The organism is Klebsiella sp. CN_Kp100, from assembly GCF_040065315.1.
GTDB lineage: Bacteria > Pseudomonadota > Gammaproteobacteria > Enterobacterales > Enterobacteriaceae > Klebsiella > Klebsiella oxytoca.
Genome location: NZ_JBEAIJ010000048.1, coordinates 1 through 22,223 on the forward strand (window position 1 = coordinate 1; position 22,223 = coordinate 22,223).

The following is a 22,223-nucleotide window of genomic DNA, read 5'->3' on the forward strand; positions in this document are numbered from 1 at the left end:
GTCTGGCACTTTGATGCCGTAAGGGGGAGGTGTCCATCACATCGGGCTACGGGTTACCGGCAATCTGTGGCCCGGTAGCCCGGCTAAGCGCAGCGCAAGCCGGGGGGCTGTCGTAGCTAAACCGCAATTAATGTTTCATTAACACCCGCGCTTCACCGTATAATCCTTGCGTTAACATCAGGAGCCTATTATGAAGCCAGCGAAAATTGCGGTTATTACTCTGTTCTTATTTATGGCCATCAGCGGCATCGGCGGCGTGATGCTGGCTGGCTATTCATTTATTGTTCGCGGCGGTGTCGGCTGATTAGCCGGGTCAGCCGTTCAAAGCCGCGATCGACGATAATTGCTGCCAGCGCCACCAGCAGCGCCCCCTGAATGACATAAGCGGTATTAAATCCGCTCAGGCCGATAACAATCGGCGTGCCGAGCGTATTCGCGCCGACGGTTGACGCAATGGTCGCCGTCCCCATATTCACGATGGTCGAGGTACGAATGCCAGCGAGCATCACCGGCGCCGCCAGCGGCAGCTCCACCTTTATCAATCTCTGCCAGCCGGTCATTCCCATCCCCTGAGCGATAGATAATACGCCGGACGGTACCGCCCCCAATCCCGCCAGCGTACCCTGTAAAACCGGCAATATGCCGTACAGCGCCAGCGCGATCAGCGCGGGCTGCCAGCCGAATCCCATCACCGGAACCGCAATCGCCAGCACCGCAACCGGTGGAAACGTCTGTCCCATCGCGGCGATCGTCTCTACCAGGGGGCGAAACTCATGGCCGGAAGGCCGGGTGACCGCAATCCCTGCCCCGACGCCCACCACCGTAGCCGCGAGGCTGGAGAGTGCCACCAGCCAACAGTGCGCCAGGGTCAGCGAAATAAAACTCTCCTGCTGATAAACCGGGCGCGGCAGCTCGGGAAACAGCGCGCTGAATAGCGGCGCGCTGTAGGGCAACGCCAGCAGCAGCGCGACAAACATTGCGCTCAGCCACAGCAGCGGATCACGTAGCACCTTCACGCCGGGCCTCCTCGCGCAGCAGGTCGGCAAAATGCAACGTCCCGCAGGACTCTCCCCGCTCATCCACTACCGGCAATACCTCGCAGCGATGAGCAATAAACTGCGATAGCGCCTCGCGCAGGGTCATCGCCACGTTTAACGCATCTCCCGCCAGGCGCTCATCGCGGCGCAGATAATCACTCACGCCGCGCAGCGACAGCAGGCGCACGCCCAGTTCGCTGCGGCCAAAGAAGGTCTGCACAAAGGCATTTTTTGGCTCCAGCAGCATCTGCAGCGGCTGGCCCTGCTGCACTACTTCGCCGCCGTCCATCAACACCAGATGATCCGCCAGCCGCAGCGCCTCATCGATATCGTGGGTCACCAGCACAATCGTGCGTCCCAGCAGACGATGAATGCGGATCATCTCCTGTTGCAGAGCTTCCCGCGTCACCGGATCGAGCGCGCCAAAGGGTTCGTCCATGAGCAACACCTGCGGATTCGCCGCCAGCGCGCGCGCCACGCCGACGCGCTGCTGCTGGCCGCCGGAAAGCTGATGGGGATAACGTTCGCGCAGCACCGGCTCGAGCCCCAGCAAGGCCATCAATTCATCAACCCGCGCCTGCGTTTTTTGCCGCGACCACTTTTGCAACTGCGGAACGGTGGCAATGTTTTGCGCCACCGTCCAGTGGGGAAACAGGCCGATGGACTGGATGGCGTAGCCCATTCTGCGGCGCAGTTCGAGCACCGGCTGCTGGCGGATATCCTGCCCGGCGAAACGGATCGTCCCGCTATCATGCTCCACCAGGCGATTGATCATCTTCAGCGTGGTCGATTTCCCCGAACCTGAGGTGCCAATCAGCACCGAAAATGCCCCCTCGCGCAGATGCAGATTGAGGTTTTTCACCGCAGGCTGTCCGGCAAAGGCTTTATTGACGCCGTCGAACTCAATCACGGACCTCTCCTTTGAGTAATGCGCCCCACAGCGCGAATAGCGCATCCACCACCACCGCCAGCGCGATGGTCGGGATCACCCCAAGCAGCACCAGATCCAGCGCGCTGCTGAGTAGGCCCTGGAAAACCAGCGCGCCAAAGCCGCCTGCGCCAATCAGCGCTGCGACGACCGCCATACCGACGGTTTGTACGCTAACCACCCGCAGGCTGCGCAACAATACGGGCAATGCCAGCGGTAGCTGTACCTGACGAAACCGCTGTCCGCCGCTCATCCCCATCGCCACCGCGCTCTCCAGCGCTTCACGCGGAACCTGCTGTAGGCCGACCGTCACCCCGCGTACCAGCGGCAACAGCGCATACAGCACCAGCGCAATCAGCGCAGGCGTAATGCCGGTTCCGGAAACGCCGAGCTGGGCAAGCGAAGGAAACTGGCGCGCCAGCCCCGCCAGCGGCGCAATAAGCAGGCCGAACAGCGCCACGGAGGGAACGGTCTGAATCACATTGAGAACCGCAAAAACCGGCGATTGCCAGCGTGGGAAGCGCCAGAGCCAAACGCCAATGGGCAGCCCAATCAGCAGCCCCGGCAGCAGGGTACCGAGCAGCAGAGTCACATGCTGCGACAGCGCATCGTCAAACACTTCCCGGCGATTGAAATACTCTTTCAGCAGAGAGAGTTCATCGAGGCTCCCCAGTCCCAGCAGCAGCGCGGGCAGCAGCCAGATTTGCGCATTGAGCAACCAGCGCCACAGGGCACGGGAAGTCAGACGGCGAACGGCATCGCTGGCGATAAGCAGACAGAGCGCCAGCGCCAGCCACAGGCCGCTGCCCGGCGAGGTACGGGCCAGCGACGAACCGTTCTGCGCCAGCTGCACCGCCGCCCCGCCGGCCCCCCAAAGCAGCGCAGGCAGCAGCAGATCCGCCAGCAGGAAGATGACCAGCAGCGGGAAGCGCCCCGGCCGCCAGCACAGCAGCGCGATGAACAGCGCCGCCCCCGCCTGCACGCCCGCCAGCCATGGCCAGACCTGCCATAGCCAACGGCCCTCGCCGGATAACAGCCGGTTAGGCGCATAATTGATAAACGGCAGCGCCATCGCCAGCAGCAGTAATAATGCCAGCAGCAGCGCAACGCGGTTACAGCAACGAATCGTCACGCGAACTCTACTTCAGCAGCCCTTTTTGTTGCAGATAGTCGGCGGCGACTTTCTTCGCATCCAGGCCCTCTACCGCAATACTGGCGTTCAGCTTTTGCAGGGTCTTTTCATCCAGGCTGGCAAAGACCGGCTGTAGCCAGTCGGCTATCTGCGGGTATTCTTTCAGCACTGCTTCACGCACGACCGGGGCCGGGGCGTAAATTGGCTGCACGCCCTTCGGGTCGCTCAGGGTTTGCAGGCCCAGCGCGGCGACCGGGCCATCGGTGCCGTAGGCCATCGCCGCATTTACGCCGGAGGTCTGCTGCGCCGCCGCTTTAATGGTGACCGCCGTATCGCCGCCCGCCAGCGACAGCAGCTGGTTCTGTTTGAGCGTAAAGTCGTAGGCTTTTTCAAATGCCGGCAGCGCGTCCGGCCGTTCAATAAATTCCGCCGAAGCGGCCAGCTTAAAGTCACCGCCCTTTTGCAGATAGCCGGCAAGGTCGCTTAACGAGGCGAGGTTATTTTTTTCCGCCAGATCCTGACGAACGGCGATGGTCCAGGTATTGTTGGCCGGAGCCGGGGTAAGCCACACGAGCTTATTCTTTTCCGCGTCCAGCTTTTTGACTTTCTCGTAGCCCTGCTGCGCGTTTTTCCACGCCGGGTCGTTCTCCGCTTTAAAGAAGAAGGCGCCGTTACCGGTATATTCCGGATAGATATCCAGTTCACCGGCGGTTATCGCTCCGCGCACCACCGGCGTGGTGCCGAGCTGGATTTTATTGACGGTTTTCACTCCGTGGCTTTCCAGCACCTGCAAAATAATATTGCCGAGCAGCGCCCCTTCGGTATCGATTTTTGAGCCGACTTTAACCGGCTCCGCCGCCTGCAGCGGCAGACTTATCAGGGCCGCCAGCGCCAGCGTGCCGGACCACATACTTGCCTTTATCATTCTCGCGTCCCTCTTTAATTTGCGCTCCATTAACAGGAGCTTAAGCCAAAAGCGTAGTTCATTTGGGGCGGAGCGGAAAAAGAAAAGGCCGATAAATTGGCCTTTGGGATAAGGAATGCGTGTTCCCGTGCGGCGGCTACAGCCTTACCCGGGCGACAAAGCGCAATTACAGCAGTTCGAACTCGCCCTGCTTCACGCGGGCGGAATCGACGCCGATAAAGACGTTGAATTTGCCCGGCTCGGCGTCGTACTTCATCTGCTGGTTCCAGAACTTCAGCGCCTCAATGTCAATCGGGAAGCTGACGGTTTGCGTCTCACCCGGCTTGAGGGTCACCTTCTTAAAGCCGCGCAGCATTTTCACCGGCCGGCTCAGGGAAGCGGTGACGTCCTGCAGATAAAGCTGAATCACCGTCGCCCCTTCACGCTTGCCGGTATTGGTCACCTGCACGCTGGCGGTTACGCTGCCGTCGCGCTGCAGGGTCGGCGCCGACATTTTCACATCGGAAACGCTAAAGGTGGTATAGCTCAGGCCGTAGCCAAAGGGATAGAGCGGGCCGTTGGCCTCGTCAAAGTAGCGCGAGGTGTACTTGTTCGGCTTATCTGCATTGTACGGGCGACCGGTATTGAGATGGCTGTAGTAGGTTGGGATCTGCCCGACCGAACGCGGGAAGGACATCGGCAGTTTGCCCGACGGGTTGTAGTCGCCGAACAGCACGTCGGCAATGGCGTTGCCGCCTTCGGTACCGGCGAACCAGGTTTCGAGTATCGCATCGGCCTGCTGATCCTCTTTCACCAGCGCCAGCGGACGGCCGTTCATCAGCACCAGCACCAGCGGTTTACCGGTCGCTTTCAGCGCGCTAATGAGGGCGCGCTGGCTCTGCGGCAGGGTGATGTCGGTGCGGCTGGAGGCTTCATGCGCCATACCCTGCGCTTCACCCACCACGGCAACCACCACGTCGGACTGCTTCGCCGCCGCCACCGCTTCATCAATCATCTCCTGCGGCGAGCGCGGATCAACCTGCACCGCTTTCTCGTACAGATTAAGGAAGTCGACGATACCTTTATCATCAGTGACGTTGGCGCCTTTGGCATAGATGATTTTGCCCTGATCGCCCAGCGCCTTTTGCATTCCGGCCAGCACGGTGACCGACTGATCGGCCACGCCCGCCGCTGACCAGCTGCCCATCATGTCGCGCTTGCTGTCGGCCAGCGCGCCGATTACCGCGATAGTGCCCGATTTTTTCAGCGGCAGCGTGTCGAGACGGTTTTTCAGCAACACCAGGCTTTCGCGCGCCACGTCACGCGCTTCTTTACGATGCAGACGGCTTTCGGCGTTGGTATCCTGCGGATCGGAATCTTTCGGCCCCAGGTGGCTATAGGGATCGTTAAACAGCCCCATATCGTATTTGACGTTCAGCACGTGGCGGGTTGCGTCATCGAGCTCCGCCATCGTCACCTTGCCGGACTTCACCAGCCCGGGCAGATACTTACTGTAGTATTCATCGCTCATGCTCATGTTGATGCCGGACTTCAGCGCCACGCGCACCGCGTCTTCCGGGTCCGCGGCCACGCCGTGTTTGATCAACTCCTTTATGGCCCCATGGTCGGACACGGTGATGCCTTTGAAGCCCCACTGGTCGCGCAGCACGTCCTTCAGCAGCCAGGAATCCGAGGTTGCCGGAGTACCGTTAAGCGAGTTGAGCGCGACCATTACCGCGCCGCTGCCTGCGTCCAGCCCCGCTTTATACGGCGGCATATAGTCGTTAAACAGGCGCTGCGGGCTCATATCGACGGTGTTGTACTCTTTGCCGCCTTCGACCGCGCCGTAGGCGGCAAAGTGCTTAACGCTGGTCATCACCGAGTAGCGGTCCGCCGGGCTTTTGCCCTGCATGGATTTCACCATCTCTTCCCCCATGATGGTGGTGAGATAAGTGTCTTCGCCAAAGCCTTCCGAGGCGCGGCCCCAGCGCGGGTCGCGGGAGACGTCGACCATCGGCGCCCAGGTCATGTTCAGGCCATCGTCGGCCGCTTCGTAAGCTGAAATCCGCCCGACGGTATTCACCGCATCGAGGTTGAAAGAGGAAGCCAGGCCAAGAGATATCGGAAATACCGTGCGCTGGCCGTGCAGCACGTCAAAAGCGAAAAACAGCGGGATTTTCAGGCGGCTGAGCGCCATCACCTGATCCTGCATAGCGCGGATATCATGGCGGGTCACGGTGTTAAAAATCGCCCCTACCTGCCCCTCTTTTATCATTTCGCGGATGGCTTCTTTCGGGTTATCCGGACCGACGCTAATCAAGCGCAGCTGACCGATTTTTTCGTCCACCGTCATTTTCGTCAGCAGTTCGGTCACAAACGCATCCCGCGCCTGCGGCGTTAAGGGATGATTGCCGAACAATTCATCCGCCAGCGCGGGTTGCAGCGCCAGGCTCACAGCGACGCCTACAGTACAAAGCCATTTCATTTTTATCCCTCATTGTTCCAGTCGGCCAGATCGGCGAAAAGATAGCAAAAATCGAAGTCTGCCATAAACATAAACGAGACGCCTGAAGAAAGCGCGCGTTGTTCTCTGATTTTTCGAAACATTGATGCATCAAATTGTCATACAAAGGGCTATTCTTATTTTTGATAATTTTGTACCGCCACAAGGAGTGGAACATGTCATCTGCAACAACTCATAACAACGCTTTTCTGGCTGAACTCGCTCGCCTGGTTGGCACCTCCCATCTGTTGACCGACCCGGCCAAAACCCAGCGCTATCGCAAAGGCTTCCGCTCCGGCCAGGGGGAAGCGCTGGCGGTGGTCTTTCCCGGCACGCTGCTGGAGCTGTGGCGCGTGCTGAACGCCTGCGTCAACGCCGATAAAATCATTCTGATGCAGGCGGCAAATACCGGCCTGACCGAAGGCTCAACGCCGAACGGCAATGATTACGATCGCGACATCGTCATTATCAGCACCCTGCGCCTGGATAAACTGCACCTGCTGGATAAAGGCGAACAGGTACTGGCTTATCCCGGCACAACGCTCTATTCGCTGGAAAAAGCGCTGAAGCCGCTGGGTCGCGAACCGCACTCCGTCATTGGCTCATCCTGCATCGGGGCATCGGTGGTCGGCGGGATCTGCAACAACTCCGGCGGCTCGCTGGTACAGCGTGGCCCGGCGTATACCGAAATGTCGCTGTACGCGCAAATTGATGAAAACGGCAAGCTGACGCTGGTGAACCACCTCGGCATCGACCTCGGCACCACGCCGGAGCAGATCCTCAGCCGCCTCGACGACGAGCGGGTTAAAGATGAAGATGTCCGCCACGATGGCCGCCACGCTCACGATCATGATTACGTCACCCGCGTGCGCGACGTGAATGCCGATACCCCGGCGCGCTACAACGCCGACCCGGACCGCCTGTTTGAATCCTCGGGTTGCGCCGGCAAGCTGGCGGTGTTCGCCGTGCGCCTCGATACTTTCCCGGCGGAAAAACGCCAGCAGGTGTTCTACATCGGCACCAACCAGCCGGAAGTGCTGACCGAAATTCGCCGCCATATTCTCGCCGAATTCAGCCATCTGCCGGTTGCGGGCGAGTACATGCACCGCGATATTTACGACATCGCCGAGCAGTACGGGAAAGATACCTTCCTGATGATCGACAAGCTCGGCACCGATAAAATGCCGTTCTTCTTTACCATGAAGGGCCGCACCGACGCGATGCTGGAGAAAGTCTCTCTGTTTAAGCCGCACTTCACCGACCGCTTTATGCAGAAGCTGGGTCACGTCTTCCCGGCGCACCTGCCGGAGCGAATGAAAACCTGGCGCGATAAATATGAACACCATCTGCTGCTGAAAATGGCGGGCGATGGCATCGAAGAAGCCCAGGCATGGCTTGGAGAGTATTTCCAGAATGCCGAAGGGGATTTCTTCGTCTGCACCGCGGAAGAAGGCAGCAAAGCCTTCCTGCACCGCTTTGCCGCTGCGGGTGCGGCGATCCGCTATCAAGCGGTTCACGCCGATGAGGTGGAAGATATTCTGGCGCTGGATATCGCCCTGCGCCGTAACGATACCGAATGGTTTGAGCATCTTCCCGCTGATATTGACAGCCAACTGGTGCATAAGCTCTATTACGGTCACTTTATGTGTCACGTTTTCCATCAGGATTACATCGTGAAAAAAGGCGTCGATGCCCACGAACTGAAGGAGAAAATGCTGGTGCTGCTGAAGGAGCGCGGCGCTCAGTATCCCGCCGAGCATAACGTCGGCCATCTCTATGAGGCGCCGGAAAGCTTAAAACGTTTCTATCGTGAGAACGATCCAACCAACAGTATGAACCCGGGGATCGGCAAAACCAGCAAGCAAAAATACTGGGGAGAAACGCCGGATAACGCGGCAAGCACTACCGACCCGCAATAATCCCCACGAGGGGCTGTTCAGCCGCGGGGCTTCTGTATTACGCTGCACGCCGGAGAAATCTCCTCTCCGGCAAACCCGCTTAAGGAACCCAACATGTCCGCAGTGGATAAATTACACGACGCTGACTTAGAGATCCGCGAGGCGCTGCCCGATGACGCCCACGCCATCGCCGCGCTGTACGTCTGGCACGTGCTCAATGGACGCGCCTCTTTTGAAGAGATCCCGCCGACCGTCGACGAGATGCGCAAGCGTATTAAAACCGTGCGCGATAGCGGGCTGCCGTGGCTGGTTGCCCTGTGGCGCGGAACCATCGTCGGCTACTGCTACGCCACGTTTTATCGCCCTCGCCCGGCCTACCGCTACACTCTCGAAGAGTCCATTTACGTGGAGGCGGGAATGGGCGGACGCGGCATCGGCAGCGCGCTGCTCTCCCGGTTAATAGAGAAATGCGAACAGGGACCGTGGCGACAGATGTTGGCCATTATCGGCGACGGCCACAGTAACGCCGCGTCGATTGCAATTCATAAAAAGTTCGGTTTTAGCGTGGCGGGCCAGCTGCGCAGCGTTGGTTATAAGATGGGCGACTGGCGCGACACCTTGATTATGCAGCGCCCGCTCGGCGATGGCGACTGGACGCTGCCGGAGTAACCCCTCGGGGTCGCGGGTAAGCGGTAGCACGGACAGGCGCGCCAGCGCCGCCTCCGGGAAAATCCCCCGGCTCGCGCTGCGCTTAGCCAGGCTACGGTTCAGCGCGGTTCTGTAGCCCGGATAAGGCGTTTACGCCGTAATCCGGGGAAATGGGGGTTAATCGTTCTGCGCGGTCTGCGCGCCGCCTTTCAGCATCGCATCGGCCATCTGCGCTTCGCGCTGTTTTTTATAGCTGAGCGCGGAAGCCGGAACCGGCATCACCTTCCCGGTTTCAATCCACGTTCTCAGACGGCTGGCATCGGCAAAGTGGGTATATTTGCCAAAAGCATCCATCACCACCAGCGCTACCGGGCGCTGATTAATCACCGTACGCATAATCAGGCAGTGGCCCGCAGCATTAGTAAAACCGGTTTTGGTCAGCTGAATATTCCAGTTATCACGATAGACCAGATGATTGGTGTTACGGAACGGCAGCGTGTAGGCGGGATGGGCGAAAGTCGCCATATCTTCCTTCGTGGTGCTCAGCTGGCCAATCAGCGGATACTGCTCGCTGGCGATCAGCAGCTTAGTCAGATCGCGCGCGGTGGAAACGTTATGAATCGACAGGCCAGTGGGCTCAACGTAACGGGTGCGGGTCATTCCCAGCGCCTGCGCTTTGGCGTTCATCGCGCGAATAAAGGCGTTATAGCCGCCGGGATAATGGTGCGCCAGGCTGGCGGCGGCGCGGTTTTCCGACGACATGAGCGCCAGCAGCAGCATATTGCGGCGGCTGATTTGGCTGTTCAGGCGAACGCGTGAATAGATCCCTTTCATTTCAGGCGTCTGGCTGATATCAACGGTCAGCATCTCATCAAGCGGCAGATGGGCATCCAGCACCACCATCGCGGTCATCACCTTGGTGATCGACGCCATCGGACGAACCAGATCCGGCTGGCTGGCATAGATGATCTTTTTGCTGGCAAGGTCGACGATCATCGCGCTGCCGGACGCAATATCCGGCTGGGAAGCGGACACCGCCGCGGGGGATTTAGCCATCGCCTGGGGCGCAAAAGGCACAGCCAGCAGCAACGTCAGGCTGAGCAAAGAAACTCGAAATTTGGTCATCGTGAACATTCTGAAAAGTATTTTTGCACGTTATGAACGTACGCCGCGGCGCTGGGGATAACACCGCTGGCAAAAATCATCATACCCTTTCAGAACGCGCGCTGGCTAATAAGAATCGTGAACAAATGCTGCATTGCCGACATAAAAAACTATTTATGCCGGCAATGAGTTAATCAGAAGAGTCGATAGCCGTAGCCCCAGAGGATCACGGTGATGGCGAGCAGCACTTCCAGCACCAGCACGCCAATCGCCAGGGTCGAGCTGGCGAAACTTAGCCCCTCTTCTTTATTGATGCCAAGGAAAGTCGGGATCCCGAGATACAGCAGATAGCCGGTATAGAGCAGCGCGACGGTTCCCACCAGCGCGCACAGCCACACCAGCGGATAGAGCGCCACGATCCCGCTCAGGAATAGCGGCGTGGCGACATAGCCGGCGAAAACCATACAGCGTTTAAGGGAAGGCCGCTGCGGATAGCTTCGTGCCATCCACCAGATAACCCGCCCCATCACCGCGACCCCGGCGAGCATCACGGCATAAAACAGCACCGCCAGCGCCAGGCCGGTCATCAGCGACAGTTTTATCACCGTGCCGTCGCCGAAGTTCCAGCCCAGCTGCGTGGTGCCGATAAAGGCGCAGATAACCGGAACCGCTGCCATAACCAGCACATGATGCGTGTAGTGATGCGAAACGGTTTCGTTTTCGCTTTTAATAACGCTCATCTCTTGATTAGGATGCGAGAAGAGCCCCCAGACATGGTTCATAGCGTCCCCCTTGTCACGGCGTGGTACAGCACTAATCCAAGTATAATTCACCTTGTAGATTATTTTGTGTACAGCAAGAAAAATGCGCTTCCCCGGCATTTTTATCATCAGGGTGTATGATTAAAGGACTGACGTTTTATGGAGTTTATCTTTATATGGATATCAATAACCTGATTACCCAGTACGGCTACGCGGCGCTGGTCATTGGCAGCATGGCGGAAGGCGAAACCATCACGCTGCTCGGCGGCGTGGCGGCACATCAGGGATTATTGAAGTTCTGGCTGGTGGTTATCTCGGTCGCCCTCGGGGGAATGATTGGCGATCAATTGCTTTATTTGCTCGGCAGACGCTTTGGCGGACGCATCCTGCGCCGGTTTTCCCGGCAGAAGAAGCGGATCCAGAAAGCCCAGCGCATGATCCAGCGTCGCCCCTACCTGTTTGTCATCGGCACCCGCTTTATGTACGGCTTCCGGGTTATCGGCCCGCTGCTGATTGGCGCCAGTCGACTGCCACCGAAGGTGTTTCTGCCGCTGAATATTCTCGGCGCGATTATCTGGGCGTTAATTTTTACCACGCTCGGCTATCTCGGCGGCGAAGCGATAGGCCCGTGGCTGCACCATCTGGACGCGCATTTGAAACACTGGATCTGGCTGATTCTGGCGGTGGTGCTGGTGGTTGCGGCGCACTGGTGGCTAAAGCGCCGCGAGGCAAAGAAGAAAGAGTGATGAGAGTGCCCGGATGGCGGCATCAACGCCTTATCCGGGCGACAGATCCACAGACCATGCGATCTGCAGCCCGGCTAAGCGCAGCGCAAGACGGGGAAACCGAACTACTTCGCCGCCTGATGATACCCGCCGCCCAGCGCGGAGGTTAGCTGGATGCTGGCATCAAGCCACTGGCCGCGCAGACGCAGAGCGGTAATGCGCTCCTGCAAAGCGGGCAGCTTCGCCAGGCTGACGCGCGAACCGGAAATAATCCCGGCATTCATCCGCGCCTGAGCCAGAGCGACCATCCGCTGAGCATCCTTTTCAACCTGCTGCTGCTGCTGATTTTTCGCCATCAGCGTCTCAACCTGGCTGGCGGTTTTCGCCACCTGATTAACCGCATCGACCACCGCTTTGTTGTACTTCGCTATCGACAGGCCATTTTGCGCGCTGGCGATATCCAGATTCGCGTTCAGCCGACCGCTATCAAAGATCGGCAGGGTCAGCCCGGCAGTGACGCCCATCTGCTGGGCAGAGTGGCGGAACAGATCGCTGAGATGCAGAGCATCCTGTTGCAGGAAGGCCATCAGGTTGATATCCGGATAAAACGCGGCTTTCGCGGCATCAATTTCGCTTAAGGAAGCTTCGATATACCAGTGGGCGACCTGCAGATCAGGACGTCGCGCCAGCAGCTCATAGCCCAGCTCATTGGGCATTTGCGCGCTGACGGCAGGCAAATCCGCCGGATGCAGATTCAGCGCCTGGCTCTGATTGTTGGTCAGCGCCATCAGCCGCGCTTCAATCTCTTTCATACTGCCGGCAACGTCGGCAAGCTGCTGATCGGTTTTACTGACGTTAATGTCGTTCTCCGCCCCTTCGGCCGAGTTGGTGATCCCGCGTTGATACAGCGCAGTATCCACGGTAACGACGTTATTCTGTTCGCGTTTCATCTGCGTCAGCACGTTTTTAATGGCCGCCTCGGTCTGCCACTGCCAGTAAAGGCGGGCGACGCTGCTGGCCAGCAGTTCACGGGTCTGGGCTTCTTCAGCGACCTGAGCTTTGACTTCACCGATTCGCGCTTGTAACAGCGCGCGGTTTTTACCCCACAGATCCAGGTCCCATCCGGCGGTCAGCCCGAAGGTACCGTTGGTGTACCACGGCCCGGTATTGCCGTCGGTATCGGTGGCAAACGGTCCCATCAGCCCCTCGGAAGACATTTTCTGCCGTTCAATATCGGCGGAAAAATCCAGATTCGGTCCCAGGGTGGATTGCGACATCCGCGCCTGCGCTTCCGCCAGTTTGATGCGCTGCCCGGCAATCTGCATGTCCGGCGCATTGGCTAAGGCACGCTGAATCAGGCTATTGAGCTGAGGGTCATGATAATCCTGCCACCAGTTGCTTTGCGGCCAGCCGTTTTTCACGGCGGCGGGCAGTTCCATTGATACGTGGGATGCCGGGGTTTGCTGCTGGAGCGGATTGCCAATATCGTGCGATGGCGCGCAGCCCGCCAGCGCGATGGCCAGTGGCAGGCCAGCCAACGCGCGTTTGCTCAAAGTCAGGTTCATGAAATCGGTCAGATGATTAAATAAGGTCGGGTATATTAAGCTAATTGCATCATAGCCGTTTAGTAAAGCGTGTGCCGTAACTATTAGCAGGCTAAAAATAAACTTCTCATGGAGTGAAAATGAGTCAGAACATCTATGACGATCCCGCTTTTTTTGCCGGATACGCCACCCTCGACCGTTCAGTTAAGGGGCTGGAAGGCGCGCCTGAGTGGCCAACCATACAGCAAATGCTTCCGCCGTTATCCGGTTTACGCGTCGTCGATCTTGGCTGCGGCTACGGTTGGTTTTGCCGCTGGGCCCGCGATCGGGGCGCCGCGCAGGTCGAGGGACTGGATCTCTCCAGCCGGATGCTGGAGCGCGCCCGCGAAATGACCCGCGGCGAAGGTATCCACTACCGCTGTGAAAACCTGGAGAACCTGACCCTGCCCGCAAATAGCTGCGAGCTGGTCTATAGCTCGCTGGCGCTACACTATCTGCCCGACGTGGCGCCGCTGTTCGCTACCGTTTACCAGGCGCTGACGCCCGGCGGTACGCTGCTGTTCTCCGCCGAGCATCCCATCTATACCGCCCCGCCGCAGCAGAGCTGGCTGGAAGATGAGAACGGACAGAAGCGCTGGCCGGTGAGCCACTACCAGCAGGAGGGCGAACGTATCAGCAACTGGTTTGCCGACGGGGTGAAGAAGCAGCACCGCAAGCTGTCCACCTGGATAAACCTGCTGGTGGCCGCCGGTTTTATCATCGAGCATCTGGATGAATGGGGGCCAACGGCGGAGCAGATTGCCGCCCAGCCAGCGCTGGATGAAGAAAAAGAGCGGCCGATGATTTTTCTGCTGCGCGCGCGCAAGCCGGCGTAATACGCAAAATGGCCCGGAGGTTATCCGGGCCATATGGATGATGTTACTTTCGTGCTCAGGGCATTACTCTTTTAAGCTGCCGCCGTTAGTGGCAATCACCTCTTTATACCACCAGAAGCTCTTCTTGCGGCTGCGCGCCAGGGTGCCGTTGCCTTCATCATCGCGATCGACGTAGATAAAGCCATAGCGTTTGGACATCTCCGCTTTCGAAGCACTCACCAGGTCGATAGGTCCCCAGCTGGTGTAGCCCATCACCTCAACGCCGTCCTCAATTGCCTCACGAACCTGCACCAGATGGTCGTTAAGGTAGCTGATCCGGTAATCGTCGTTGATGCTGCCGTCAGCTTCCACTTTATCTTTCGCGCCGAGACCGTTTTCCACGATAAACAGCGGCTTCTGATAGCGATCCCACAGCACGTTCAGCAGCGTGCGCAGACCGAGCGGGTCAATCTGCCAGCCCCACTCCGAACTTGCCAGATGCGGGTTTGGCACCATGCTGAGAATATTGCCGCGCGATTTTTTGTTCAGCTCTTCGTCGGCGGTCACGCAGCCGGTCATATAGTAGCTAAAAGAGATAAAATCGACGGTCTCTTTCAGGGCTTCGCGATCGGCATCGGTGATCTCAAGGCTAATGCCGTTGTCGCGGAAATAGCGCAGCATATAGCCCGGATAAGCGCCGCGGCACTGGACATCGCCAAAGAACTGCCAGCTGCGGTTCTGCTGCAGCGTTTCAAAAATATCGTCCGGTTTGCAGCTCAGCGGATACATCAGGCCGCCGAGCAGCATATTGCCGATTTTTCCCTCAGGCACGATGTCATGGCAGGCTTTAACCGCCAGCGCGCTCGCCACCAGCTGATGGTGAATGGCCTGGTAAACGTCCGCTTTGCTGCTGTCAGCCGGCAGACCAACGCCGGTCATCGGCGCGTGCAGGGACATATTGATTTCATTGAAGGTCAGCCACAGCTTGACCTTCGTCTTGTAGCGCTCAAACACCGTGCGGGCATAGCGTTCGAAGAAGCCAATCACTTTGCGATTGCCCCAGCCGCCGTAGTTTTTCACCAGCGCCCACGGCATCTCATAGTGCGACAGCGTCACCAGCGGAGTGATATTGTGCTTCGCCATTTCGTCAAACAACTTGTCGTAAAAGGCCAGTCCGGCTTCGTTGGGCTGCGTTTCGTCGCCCTCAGGGAAAATACGCGCCCAGGCAATCGATACGCGCAGGCAGTTAAAACCCATTTCGGCAAAGAGGCTGATATCTTCCGGGTAACGATGATAGAAATCGATGGCGACGTCTTTTATGCCGCTATCGCCAGGTACGCGTTCTACCACATCGCCAAATACGCCGCGCGGTTGGACGTCAGAAGTGGTTAATCCTTTCCCCTCTTCCAGATAAGCGCCTTCGACCTGGTTTGCCGCGGTCGCGCCGCCCCATAAAAACGCCTGTGGGAATGTCTTCATTCATCTCTCTCCTGTGATTAACGGCTTACGGACAACAGCGGCTGACCGGCATCCACCGCGCTGGCGGAAACAATGTCGAGAGCACGGTAATCGTCGCTGTTGCTGATAATAATGGGCGTCGCCAGATCGTAACCGGCGTTCAGAATCGCCTGACGGTCAAACTCCAGCAGCAGATCGCCCGCTTTAATTTTGTCGCCCTCTTTAACATGGGCGGTGAACGGCGCGCCATCGAGCTTGACGGTGTCGATACCCACATGGATAAGCAGTTCAATTCCGCTATCGCTCAGCAGGCCGATAGCATGTTTCGTCTGGAAAATCGAGGCGACTTCCCCCGAGAACGGCGCAATAACTTTGCCTACTGAAGGGATAATCGCCACACCCTGGCCAAGTAAACCGCTGGCGAAGGTGCTATCTGGAACCTGATCGAGCGCCAGCACGCTGCCGGTCATCGGCGCCAGAATATCGTTTTCCGAGGCCGGTGCCACGACAACGGCCGCCTGTTCGGCGGCGCTGCGCGGCAGCCCGGCGACTAACGTGAGCACGCAGGCGATGATTAATGCGCTAATCGTTCCCAGCGCGCCGCCCCACACCGTGGCGTCAATGCCCTGCGGCGGGATCATCTGCGCCAGGGTGAAAATGTTACCGAAACCGAAAGAATAAACGTGGCTGTCGCTGAAGCCGACAATCGCGCCGCCGATAGCGCCAGCGACGCAGCCGAAGATAAAGGGACGGCGGAGCGGCAAATTCAGCCCATAAATCGCCGGCTCGGTCACGCCGAAGATCCCGGCGGATACCGCCGAGCCCGCCAGCACTTTTTGCCGGGCATCGCGAGTGCGCAGGAAAATCCCCAGCGCGGCGCCAACCTGACCCATTACCGCCGGCAACAGCATCGGCATCATCGAATCATGGCCAAGCACGGTAAGGTTGTTAATCATCAACGGTATCAGGCCCCAGTGTAAACCGAAGATGACGCACACCTGCCACAGCGCGCCCATCGCCGCCCCGGCAAGCCAGGGCGCAACCTGATAGATAAGCAGATAGCCATTGGCCAGCTGCTGGCTCAGCCAGGTCGCAACCGGGCCGATAATCAGAAACGTGAGCGGGACAACCACGGCCAGGCAAATCGCCGGGGTAAAGAAGTTCTTCATCGACGAGGGCAGTATTGCGTTGCTCCGCCGCTCAATCCAGCAGCTCACCCACGAGGCGAGGATAATCGGGATGACCGACGAGCTGTAATTGATAAAGGTCACCGGAATGCCAAGGAAATATTCCGCCGCGGCGTCAGGCGCCATACTGGCTTCGAAAGATTGAATCATCAGCGGATGAGTTAACGCGCCGCCGATCACCATCGTAATAAAGGCGTTACCGCCAAATTTCTTGCCGGCGGTGTAGCCGAGAAATAACGGGAAAAAGAAGAACAGCGCATCGCTGGCGGCAAACCAGATTTTATAGGTCGCCTGTTGCGTCGTTAACCAGCCGCAAACGACAGCCAGCGCCAGCAGTCCTTTGAGGATCCCCGAGGCCGCCAGGACGCCGATAAACGGGGTGAAAATACCGGAAACCACGTCGATAATCTGGCCGATAATCGACACTTTTTCGCCCTTCACCGCAACCGGCTCACTGTCGTCCGTCAGGCCGGCTTCGCTGCGCACCGCCAGCCAGACATCATGTACGTGGTTACCGATGACCACCTGAAACTGGCCGCCGCTTTCCACCACCATGATGACGCCAGGATTCGCCTTCAGTCCTTCGGCATCCGCCTTCTTGCTATCTTTAAGCTTAAAACGCAGCCGCGTTGCGCAGTGAACCAGACTCACAATATTCTCTTTGCCGCCTACCCGGCTAAGAATATCCTGCGCGAGTGCTTTATATTCCATGCTGTTTTTCCTTACTTCCGCTGCCCGCAGGCATCGTTAACTGAGTATTAAAAATAAAAAAACCCGAGAACAACGCCGTGTAAGCGTTGCGCTCAGGTTTTGCCTGCATAATGCAGTAACAATCCAGTTGTAGAGTGGGAGCCTGGCGCCAGGCCCGATCGGCGCTTAGCGTCCCTCTTTTCTCACCCGTTCAATATGAATGGCGAGAAACATAATTTCTTCCGTCGTCAGCGGCCGCTGGTAGCTCTTTTGCAGGTGCCGGGCGACGGTTTCCGCACACTTCCACGCTTTTGGGTAGTTATCCTTTACCGCGCTGTGCAGCGTCACATCATCATCTTCGACCACCGTTCGCGTCAGCATACGCTGGGCGAAAAACTTAAGATGCGTAACGAAACGCTGGTAGCTCAGCGACTCTTCGTCGTAGTTAAGGGTCAGCTGATATTTCACCAGCTGCAGAATCTCCTGCATGACCCGGGTAACGTGCATCACCTCCGGCATTTCGCTGTTGAGCTGCGCCGTCACCAGATGCAGGGCAATAAAACCCGCCTCATCTTCGGCCAGTTCAACGCCAAGCCGTTTGGCGATAATCGCCCGCGCTTCCTGCCCTAACTCAAACTCCTTAGGATACAGCCGTTTTATTTCCCACAGCAGCACATTACGAATGGCGAGGCCTTTCTTCTGCCGCTCGATCGCAAAGTGGCAGTGATCGGTCAGGGTAATGTACAAGCTGTCCTGTAACTTACCGAGACGACCGCGCGCCAGATCGATAATCCGATCGCAGGTGGTCATCACTTCTAACGGTATCTGACTGAGTAATTCGCCTAAACGGCCAATCAGTTCATCGCTCTGCAGCGCGAAGACTTTTTCAATTTTACTTTCATCAAGAGAGTCACCAACGCGTTTTTGAAAGGCAAGTCCTCGGCCCATGACCACCTGTTCGCGCTGCTGCTCATCGACAACCACCACTACATTATTATTAAGTACTTTGGCGATTTGCATATGAACCCCAAAAACAAAAAAACCTGACCCCGACAGATGCCAGGAAATCAGGTTTTGCCTGCCGGAGCAGTAACAATCGGTAGTGAGTATTTCACTGTCCGCCGGGTAATCTCAATGGGACAAGCAAAAAAATGTGATGCAGGTCAGATAGTTTAGCTACGCCAGTCGTTAATCGTGCGCGCAATACTGGTTGAATCCTGTAGAGTGCGCACCGCGCTGAACAGATCAGAAGCTTCGAGGTATTCTTTACGCAAATAGCTCAACCACTGTTTGATACGCGCGACGTGATAAAGGCCGGTATCGCCCTGCTTTTCCAGACGGGTATATTTTTGCAGCAGCCCGACGACCTGGGGCCAGGGCATACGCGGTTCGTTATATTTTATTACCCGGCTTAAGTTCGGCACGTTCAGCGCGCCGCGGCCAATCATTACCGAGTCGCAGCCAGTCGCGGCCAGGCAATCCTGAGCGCTTTGCCAGTCCCAGATTTCACCGTTGGCCACCACCGGGATAGTCAGGCGCTGACGGATTTCGCCAATAGCCTGCCAGTCAATGCGCTCCGCTTTATAGCCATCCTCTTTGGTGCGGCCGTGAACCACCAGCTCGCTGGCCCCCGCCTGCTGGACCGCATCGGCTATTTCAAATCGCCGTTCGCCGCTGTCCCAGCCAAGCCGAACTTTTACCGTGACCGGTAGTTCGTCGGGAACCGCTTCGCGCATCGCTTTCGCGCCGCGATAGATAAGCTCGGGATCTTTGAGCAGCGTTGCCCCGCCGCCGCTGCCGTTCACCAGCTTTGACGGGCAGCCGCAGTTCAGGTCAACCCCCCAGGAACCGAGTTCGACCGCGCGAGCGGCGTTTTCCGCCAGCCACTGCGGATACTGCCCGAGCAGCTGCACGCGCACGCGGGTGCCGGAGGGCGTCAGGCTGTTGTTATGCAGTTCCGGGCACAGTTTGTAGAACGATTTTACCGGCAGGAGCTGATCCACCACGCGCAAGAACTCGGTGATGCAGAGATCGTAATCATTGACTTCGGTCAGCAGCTCGCGCACCAGCGAATCGAGCACGCCTTCCATCGGCGCCAGTAGTACACGCATATTGTTTATCATTGCCCGAAAAAAAGAGGCGCTATGGTAGCGCCTCTGGATGCGGGTTGAAAGGGGTGAATATCGGTTTTACCGGCGGCGCTGCTGCTTCCCGGCTTGCGCTGCGCTTAGCCGGGCGACAAAGTCGCCTCTGTCTGCGGGCCGGGAAATGCACGGCCGCTTAACGTGGTTGCAGGCAGTTATCCTCTTTCCAGCCGTACAGCCACTCAATGCCGCGATAAAACTCGCTCTGGGTTTTGCCTTTCCACAGCAGATTGCGCACCTGGCGCTCAACCCCGGCAGCGTGATAGACCCGCCCCATTTCACGCGTCGACCAGACGATCCGCGCGGTACGCGGAATACGCACCGATTCATACAGCGCGAAAGCGCGGGCGGCGTCGCCGTCGCACTGGGCCAGCGCTTTACCCAGGGTCACCGCATCTTCCAGCGCCATACAGGCCCCCTGCGCCATATACTGCGCCACCGGATGCGCGGCATCGCCGACCAGCGTAATACGATCGTTGCCCCATTTTTCTACCGGCTCGCGATCGGCGGTGGACCAGCGGCGCCAGGAGGTCGGTTTATCGAGCATCTGCCGGGGACGCGGGTGGATACCTTTAAAGTAGGAGAGCACCTCTTCTTTACTGCCGTCGCGCACGCCCCACTCTTCCTGCTGCCGACTATGGAAGGTCACCACCAGGTTGTACTGCTTACCGCCGCGCAGCGGATAATGCACCAGGTGGCAGTGCGGACCCGCCCACAGCACCGGCGCATTGATGCGTAAATCGTCCGGCATATCGGCGGCATCGACGACCGCGCGATAGACCACGTGGCCGGTTACCCGCGGCGAATCGCCCAGCAGGCTTTGGCGCACCACCGATTTACCGCCGTCGCAGCCGATCAGAATATCCGCCGTCCAGCTGTTGCCTTTATCATCAAACACCGTCACGTCATCGGCGGTCTGGCGGATATCCACTACCTGCGTCGAAGTACGATACTCGACGGCCGGATGGGTCAGCGCCGCCTCCCAGACGGTGGCGTGGATATCCACCCGGTGGATCACCGCATACGGCCCGCCAAAATGGTCGCGGAACGCCTGTCCTGTCTCAATGTGCACGACCTCTTCGCCGTTTATCGCATCCATCATGGTGATATGGTCGGTAAAGACCGCCCGCTGACGGGCGACTTCGCCGACGCCGAGGCTGTCCAGCGCCGAGAACGCGTTTGGGCCAAGCTGGATCCCGGCGCCAATTTCGCCGATTTCATGCGCCTTTTCCAGCAGCATCACCTTGATACCCTGGCGCGCCAGCGAAAGCGCCGTGGCTGCCCCGCCAATACCGCCGCCGACAATGATTGCTCGCATCACTTTTGCCATGTTGCCTCCTAAGCCGGGATCTTATCTTGTTGGTTTTCCGGCGCGGCGGCGATAAACGCCGGCAGCCGGGTACAGGCGTCATAAACCGCCTGGCAGCGTGGATAGTGGCTGAGATCGCAGCCCATCCTCAGCGCGTTGGCCCACTGCGGCACCAGACAGCAGTCCGCCAGGGTGGGGGCATCGCCCACGCAAAAATCGCCGGATTTCGCGTGGCGCAATAGCTGTTCAACGGCGCTGAACCCCTGCTGGATCCAGTGCGCATACCAGCGTTTTTTCTCCTCTTCGCTCACCTTAAGCTCGTCGCCAAGGTAGCGTAAAACGCGCATGTTATTAATGGGATGAATATCGCAGGCGATGGCGTATACGATCTCCAGCACCCGCATGCGCGCGCTGTCTTCCTCAGGCAGCAGCAGCGGCTGCGGATAGTGCCGATCCAGCCAGTCCGCTATCGCCAGCGACTGGCCGAGAGATTCACCTTCGTCGGTAATGAGCGTCGGCACCAGGCCGACCGGGTTCAGCCGCCGGTACTCCAGCGCATTCTGCTGGCCGATGCGGATATTGACGCCCACGCTCTGGTAGTCGATGCCTTTCAGCGCCAGCGCGATGCGCACGCGGTAAGAGGCAGAGCTATTAAAAAAACTGTACAGCTTCATCATTCACCTCACACCACGCGCACGGCGATTGGCGTCAGTCCATCTACGTTGCCGGTGATAACATCGCCTTTCACCACCGCGCCAACGCCTTCTGGAGTCCCGGTAAAAATCAGGTCACCGGGCTGCAGCTCAAAGAAGCCGGAAAGATAGCTGATAGTTTCATTAACCGACCAGATCAGGTGGCGAATATCGCTGCGCTGATGATCTTCCCCATTCACCTGCAGCCAAATTCCCGCCTCGTTGACGTCAACCGTATCCGCTTTGTGCAGCGGCGCTATCGGCGCGGAGAGATCGAAGGCTTTGCCGATTTCCCAGGGACGGCCCATCTGGCGCATCTCCATCTGGCGATCGCGGCGGGTCATATCCAGACCGGTGGCATAGCCCCAGATATACTCATGGGCCTGCTCCAGCGGGATATCGCTTCCCCGTTTGCCAATCGCCACCACCAGCTCAATTTCATAGTGATAGTTGTCGGTTTGCGCGGGATACGGCAGGTTCCGCGTCTCTCCCGCAGCGACGGGCACCACCGCATCGGCAGGCTTGCAGAAGAAAAACGGTGGTTCGCGATCCGGATCAAAGCCCATTTCACGCGCGTGAGCGGCGTAGTTGCGGCCCACGCAGTAAACGCGGCGTACCGGAAACTGCTCATCGCTGCCGACAACCGGAACGCTAATTGGGGCCTGGGGAGCAAAAACGTATTGAGTCATGATGGAGTCCTTATTC

At 58.3% G+C, this 22,223-nt stretch carries 19 protein-coding genes and 1 pseudogene; 5 read left to right on the forward strand and 15 right to left on the reverse strand.

Annotation, left to right across the window (positions count from 1 at the left end; all coding sequences use genetic code 11):
- Window positions 1-190 precede the first annotated feature (190 nt).
- The gene (locus tag ABLV12_RS21870) at window positions 191-304 is read left to right on the forward strand and encodes a protein YohO (RefSeq protein ID WP_004103838.1); all 114 of its coding nucleotides are present in this window, start codon (window positions 191-193) and stop codon (window positions 302-304) included.
- On the opposite strand, the gene ABLV12_RS21875 is transcribed toward ABLV12_RS21870, so the two are convergent.
- The 5 genes from ABLV12_RS21875 to bglX form a co-directional block, all read right to left on the reverse strand.
- Window positions 279-1,016, reverse strand: coding sequence for an ABC transporter permease (locus ABLV12_RS21875; protein ID WP_004103840.1), 738 nt, complete (start codon window positions 1,014-1,016; stop codon window positions 279-281). The genes ABLV12_RS21870 and ABLV12_RS21875 overlap by 26 nt on opposite strands.
- Window positions 1,000-1,947, reverse strand: a complete 948-nt coding sequence (locus tag ABLV12_RS21880; RefSeq protein ID WP_265785282.1) for an ABC transporter ATP-binding protein — start codon at window positions 1,945-1,947, stop codon at window positions 1,000-1,002. The genes ABLV12_RS21875 and ABLV12_RS21880 overlap by 17 nt, the downstream gene beginning before the upstream one ends.
- A complete protein-coding gene (locus ABLV12_RS21885; RefSeq protein ID WP_004103843.1) occupies window positions 1,940-3,097 on the reverse strand; it encodes an ABC transporter permease in 1,158 nt (385 codons plus the stop codon). Before ABLV12_RS21885 ends, ABLV12_RS21880 begins: the two co-directional genes overlap by 8 nt.
- A 7-nt stretch (window positions 3,098-3,104) precedes the next feature.
- Window positions 3,105-4,022, reverse strand: coding sequence for an ABC transporter substrate-binding protein (locus ABLV12_RS21890; RefSeq protein WP_004114076.1), 918 nt, complete (start codon window positions 4,020-4,022; stop codon window positions 3,105-3,107).
- A gap of 166 nt (window positions 4,023-4,188) precedes the next feature.
- Window positions 4,189-6,486: a beta-glucosidase BglX gene (gene bglX, locus ABLV12_RS21895; protein WP_064371114.1), complete on the reverse strand. Its 2,298-nt coding sequence runs from the start codon at window positions 6,484-6,486 to the stop codon at window positions 4,189-4,191.
- Between the two features lie 194 nt (window positions 6,487-6,680).
- On the opposite strand from bglX, the gene dld reads away from it, so the two are divergent.
- Both dld and ABLV12_RS21905 read left to right on the forward strand, forming a co-directional pair.
- Window positions 6,681-8,423 (forward strand): D-lactate dehydrogenase, encoded by a 1,743-nt coding sequence (gene dld / locus ABLV12_RS21900; RefSeq protein ID WP_032728550.1) that lies wholly within the window; start codon window positions 6,681-6,683, stop codon window positions 8,421-8,423.
- A 93-nt stretch (window positions 8,424-8,516) separates the two neighbouring features.
- Window positions 8,517-9,071, forward strand: coding sequence for a GNAT family N-acetyltransferase (locus ABLV12_RS21905; RefSeq protein WP_004103848.1), 555 nt, complete (start codon window positions 8,517-8,519; stop codon window positions 9,069-9,071).
- 156 nt (window positions 9,072-9,227) lie between these two features.
- Here the strand turns inward: ABLV12_RS21905 and pbpG are convergent, their stop codons facing one another.
- The gene (gene pbpG, locus ABLV12_RS21910; protein WP_004103849.1) at window positions 9,228-10,175 is read right to left on the reverse strand and encodes a D-alanyl-D-alanine endopeptidase; all 948 of its coding nucleotides are present in this window, start codon (window positions 10,173-10,175) and stop codon (window positions 9,228-9,230) included.
- 173 nt (window positions 10,176-10,348) lie between these two features.
- Entirely contained in the window at window positions 10,349-10,936 is a 588-nt protein-coding gene (locus tag ABLV12_RS21915; RefSeq protein ID WP_004103850.1) for a Yip1 family protein, read from the reverse strand.
- Window positions 10,937-11,091: 155 nt separating this feature from the next.
- Here ABLV12_RS21915 and ABLV12_RS21920 point away from each other — a divergent pair, with 155 nt between their 5' ends.
- Window positions 11,092-11,661 carry a DedA family protein gene (locus ABLV12_RS21920; protein WP_004103851.1) on the forward strand — a complete coding sequence of 190 codons (570 nt, stop codon included), beginning with the start codon at window positions 11,092-11,094 and terminating at the stop codon, window positions 11,659-11,661.
- 104 nt (window positions 11,662-11,765) lie between these two features.
- Here the strand turns inward: ABLV12_RS21920 and mdtQ are convergent, their stop codons facing one another.
- Window positions 11,766-13,205, reverse strand: coding sequence for a multidrug resistance outer membrane protein MdtQ (mdtQ, locus tag ABLV12_RS21925; protein WP_024274489.1), 1,440 nt, complete (start codon window positions 13,203-13,205; stop codon window positions 11,766-11,768).
- Between the two features lie 119 nt (window positions 13,206-13,324).
- Here mdtQ and ABLV12_RS21930 point away from each other — a divergent pair, with 119 nt between their 5' ends.
- Window positions 13,325-14,059, forward strand: a complete 735-nt coding sequence (locus tag ABLV12_RS21930) for a class I SAM-dependent methyltransferase (RefSeq protein WP_064396305.1) — start codon at window positions 13,325-13,327, stop codon at window positions 14,057-14,059.
- Between the two features lie 63 nt (window positions 14,060-14,122).
- Here ABLV12_RS21930 and ascB read toward each other — a convergent pair whose 3' ends face one another.
- The 7 genes and pseudogenes from ascB to ABLV12_RS21965 form a co-directional block, all read right to left on the reverse strand.
- The gene (gene ascB / locus ABLV12_RS21935; RefSeq protein ID WP_004103857.1) at window positions 14,123-15,517 is read right to left on the reverse strand and encodes a 6-phospho-beta-glucosidase; all 1,395 of its coding nucleotides are present in this window, start codon (window positions 15,515-15,517) and stop codon (window positions 14,123-14,125) included.
- Window positions 15,518-15,534: 17 nt separating this feature from the next.
- A pseudogene (gene bglF, locus ABLV12_RS21940) lies at window positions 15,535-17,506 on the reverse strand (PTS beta-glucoside transporter subunit IIABC).
- A 53-nt stretch (window positions 17,507-17,559) separates the two neighbouring features.
- Window positions 17,560-18,393, reverse strand: coding sequence for a transcriptional antiterminator BglG (gene bglG / locus ABLV12_RS21945; protein ID WP_004103859.1), 834 nt, complete (start codon window positions 18,391-18,393; stop codon window positions 17,560-17,562).
- A gap of 152 nt (window positions 18,394-18,545) precedes the next feature.
- Window positions 18,546-19,484, reverse strand: coding sequence for a tRNA dihydrouridine(16) synthase DusC (dusC, locus tag ABLV12_RS21950; RefSeq protein WP_004114085.1), 939 nt, complete (start codon window positions 19,482-19,484; stop codon window positions 18,546-18,548).
- Between the two features lie 169 nt (window positions 19,485-19,653).
- The gene (locus ABLV12_RS21955; RefSeq protein ID WP_049591770.1) at window positions 19,654-20,847 is read right to left on the reverse strand and encodes a 3-hydroxybenzoate 6-monooxygenase; all 1,194 of its coding nucleotides are present in this window, start codon (window positions 20,845-20,847) and stop codon (window positions 19,654-19,656) included.
- 8 nt (window positions 20,848-20,855) lie between these two features.
- The gene (maiA, locus tag ABLV12_RS21960; RefSeq protein WP_016809257.1) at window positions 20,856-21,500 is read right to left on the reverse strand and encodes a maleylacetoacetate isomerase; all 645 of its coding nucleotides are present in this window, start codon (window positions 21,498-21,500) and stop codon (window positions 20,856-20,858) included.
- 8 nt (window positions 21,501-21,508) lie between these two features.
- Window positions 21,509-22,207 carry a fumarylacetoacetate hydrolase family protein gene (locus ABLV12_RS21965; RefSeq protein WP_064344297.1) on the reverse strand — a complete coding sequence of 233 codons (699 nt, stop codon included), beginning with the start codon at window positions 22,205-22,207 and terminating at the stop codon, window positions 21,509-21,511.
- Window positions 22,208-22,223 lie beyond the last annotated feature (16 nt).

Bases quoted from the DNA above. Each gene is read 5' to 3' on its own strand.
- ABLV12_RS21870 (WP_004103838.1), top strand. From the start codon at position 191: ATGAAGCCAGCGAAAATTGCGGTTATTACTCTGTTCTTATTTATGGCC.
- ABLV12_RS21890 (WP_004114076.1), bottom strand. From the start codon at position 4,022: ATGATAAAGGCAAGTATGTGGTCCGGCACGCTGGCGCTGGCGGCCCTG.
- bglX (WP_064371114.1), bottom strand. From the start codon at position 6,486: ATGAAATGGCTTTGTACTGTAGGCGTCGCTGTGAGCCTGGCGCTGCAA.
- dld (WP_032728550.1), top strand. From the start codon at position 6,681: ATGTCATCTGCAACAACTCATAACAACGCTTTTCTGGCTGAACTCGCT.
- ABLV12_RS21905 (WP_004103848.1), top strand. From the start codon at position 8,517: ATGTCCGCAGTGGATAAATTACACGACGCTGACTTAGAGATCCGCGAG.
- pbpG (WP_004103849.1), bottom strand. From the start codon at position 10,175: ATGACCAAATTTCGAGTTTCTTTGCTCAGCCTGACGTTGCTGCTGGCT.
- ABLV12_RS21915 (WP_004103850.1), bottom strand. From the start codon at position 10,936: ATGAACCATGTCTGGGGGCTCTTCTCGCATCCTAATCAAGAGATGAGC.
- ABLV12_RS21920 (WP_004103851.1), top strand. From the start codon at position 11,092: ATGGATATCAATAACCTGATTACCCAGTACGGCTACGCGGCGCTGGTC.
- mdtQ (WP_024274489.1), bottom strand. From the start codon at position 13,205: ATGAACCTGACTTTGAGCAAACGCGCGTTGGCTGGCCTGCCACTGGCC.
- ABLV12_RS21930 (WP_064396305.1), top strand. From the start codon at position 13,325: ATGAGTCAGAACATCTATGACGATCCCGCTTTTTTTGCCGGATACGCC.
- ascB (WP_004103857.1), bottom strand. From the start codon at position 15,517: ATGAAGACATTCCCACAGGCGTTTTTATGGGGCGGCGCGACCGCGGCA.
- bglG (WP_004103859.1), bottom strand. From the start codon at position 18,393: ATGCAAATCGCCAAAGTACTTAATAATAATGTAGTGGTGGTTGTCGAT.
- dusC (WP_004114085.1), bottom strand. From the start codon at position 19,484: ATGCGTGTACTACTGGCGCCGATGGAAGGCGTGCTCGATTCGCTGGTG.
- ABLV12_RS21955 (WP_049591770.1), bottom strand. From the start codon at position 20,847: ATGGCAAAAGTGATGCGAGCAATCATTGTCGGCGGCGGTATTGGCGGG.
- maiA (WP_016809257.1), bottom strand. From the start codon at position 21,500: ATGAAGCTGTACAGTTTTTTTAATAGCTCTGCCTCTTACCGCGTGCGC.
- ABLV12_RS21965 (WP_064344297.1), bottom strand. From the start codon at position 22,207: ATGACTCAATACGTTTTTGCTCCCCAGGCCCCAATTAGCGTTCCGGTT.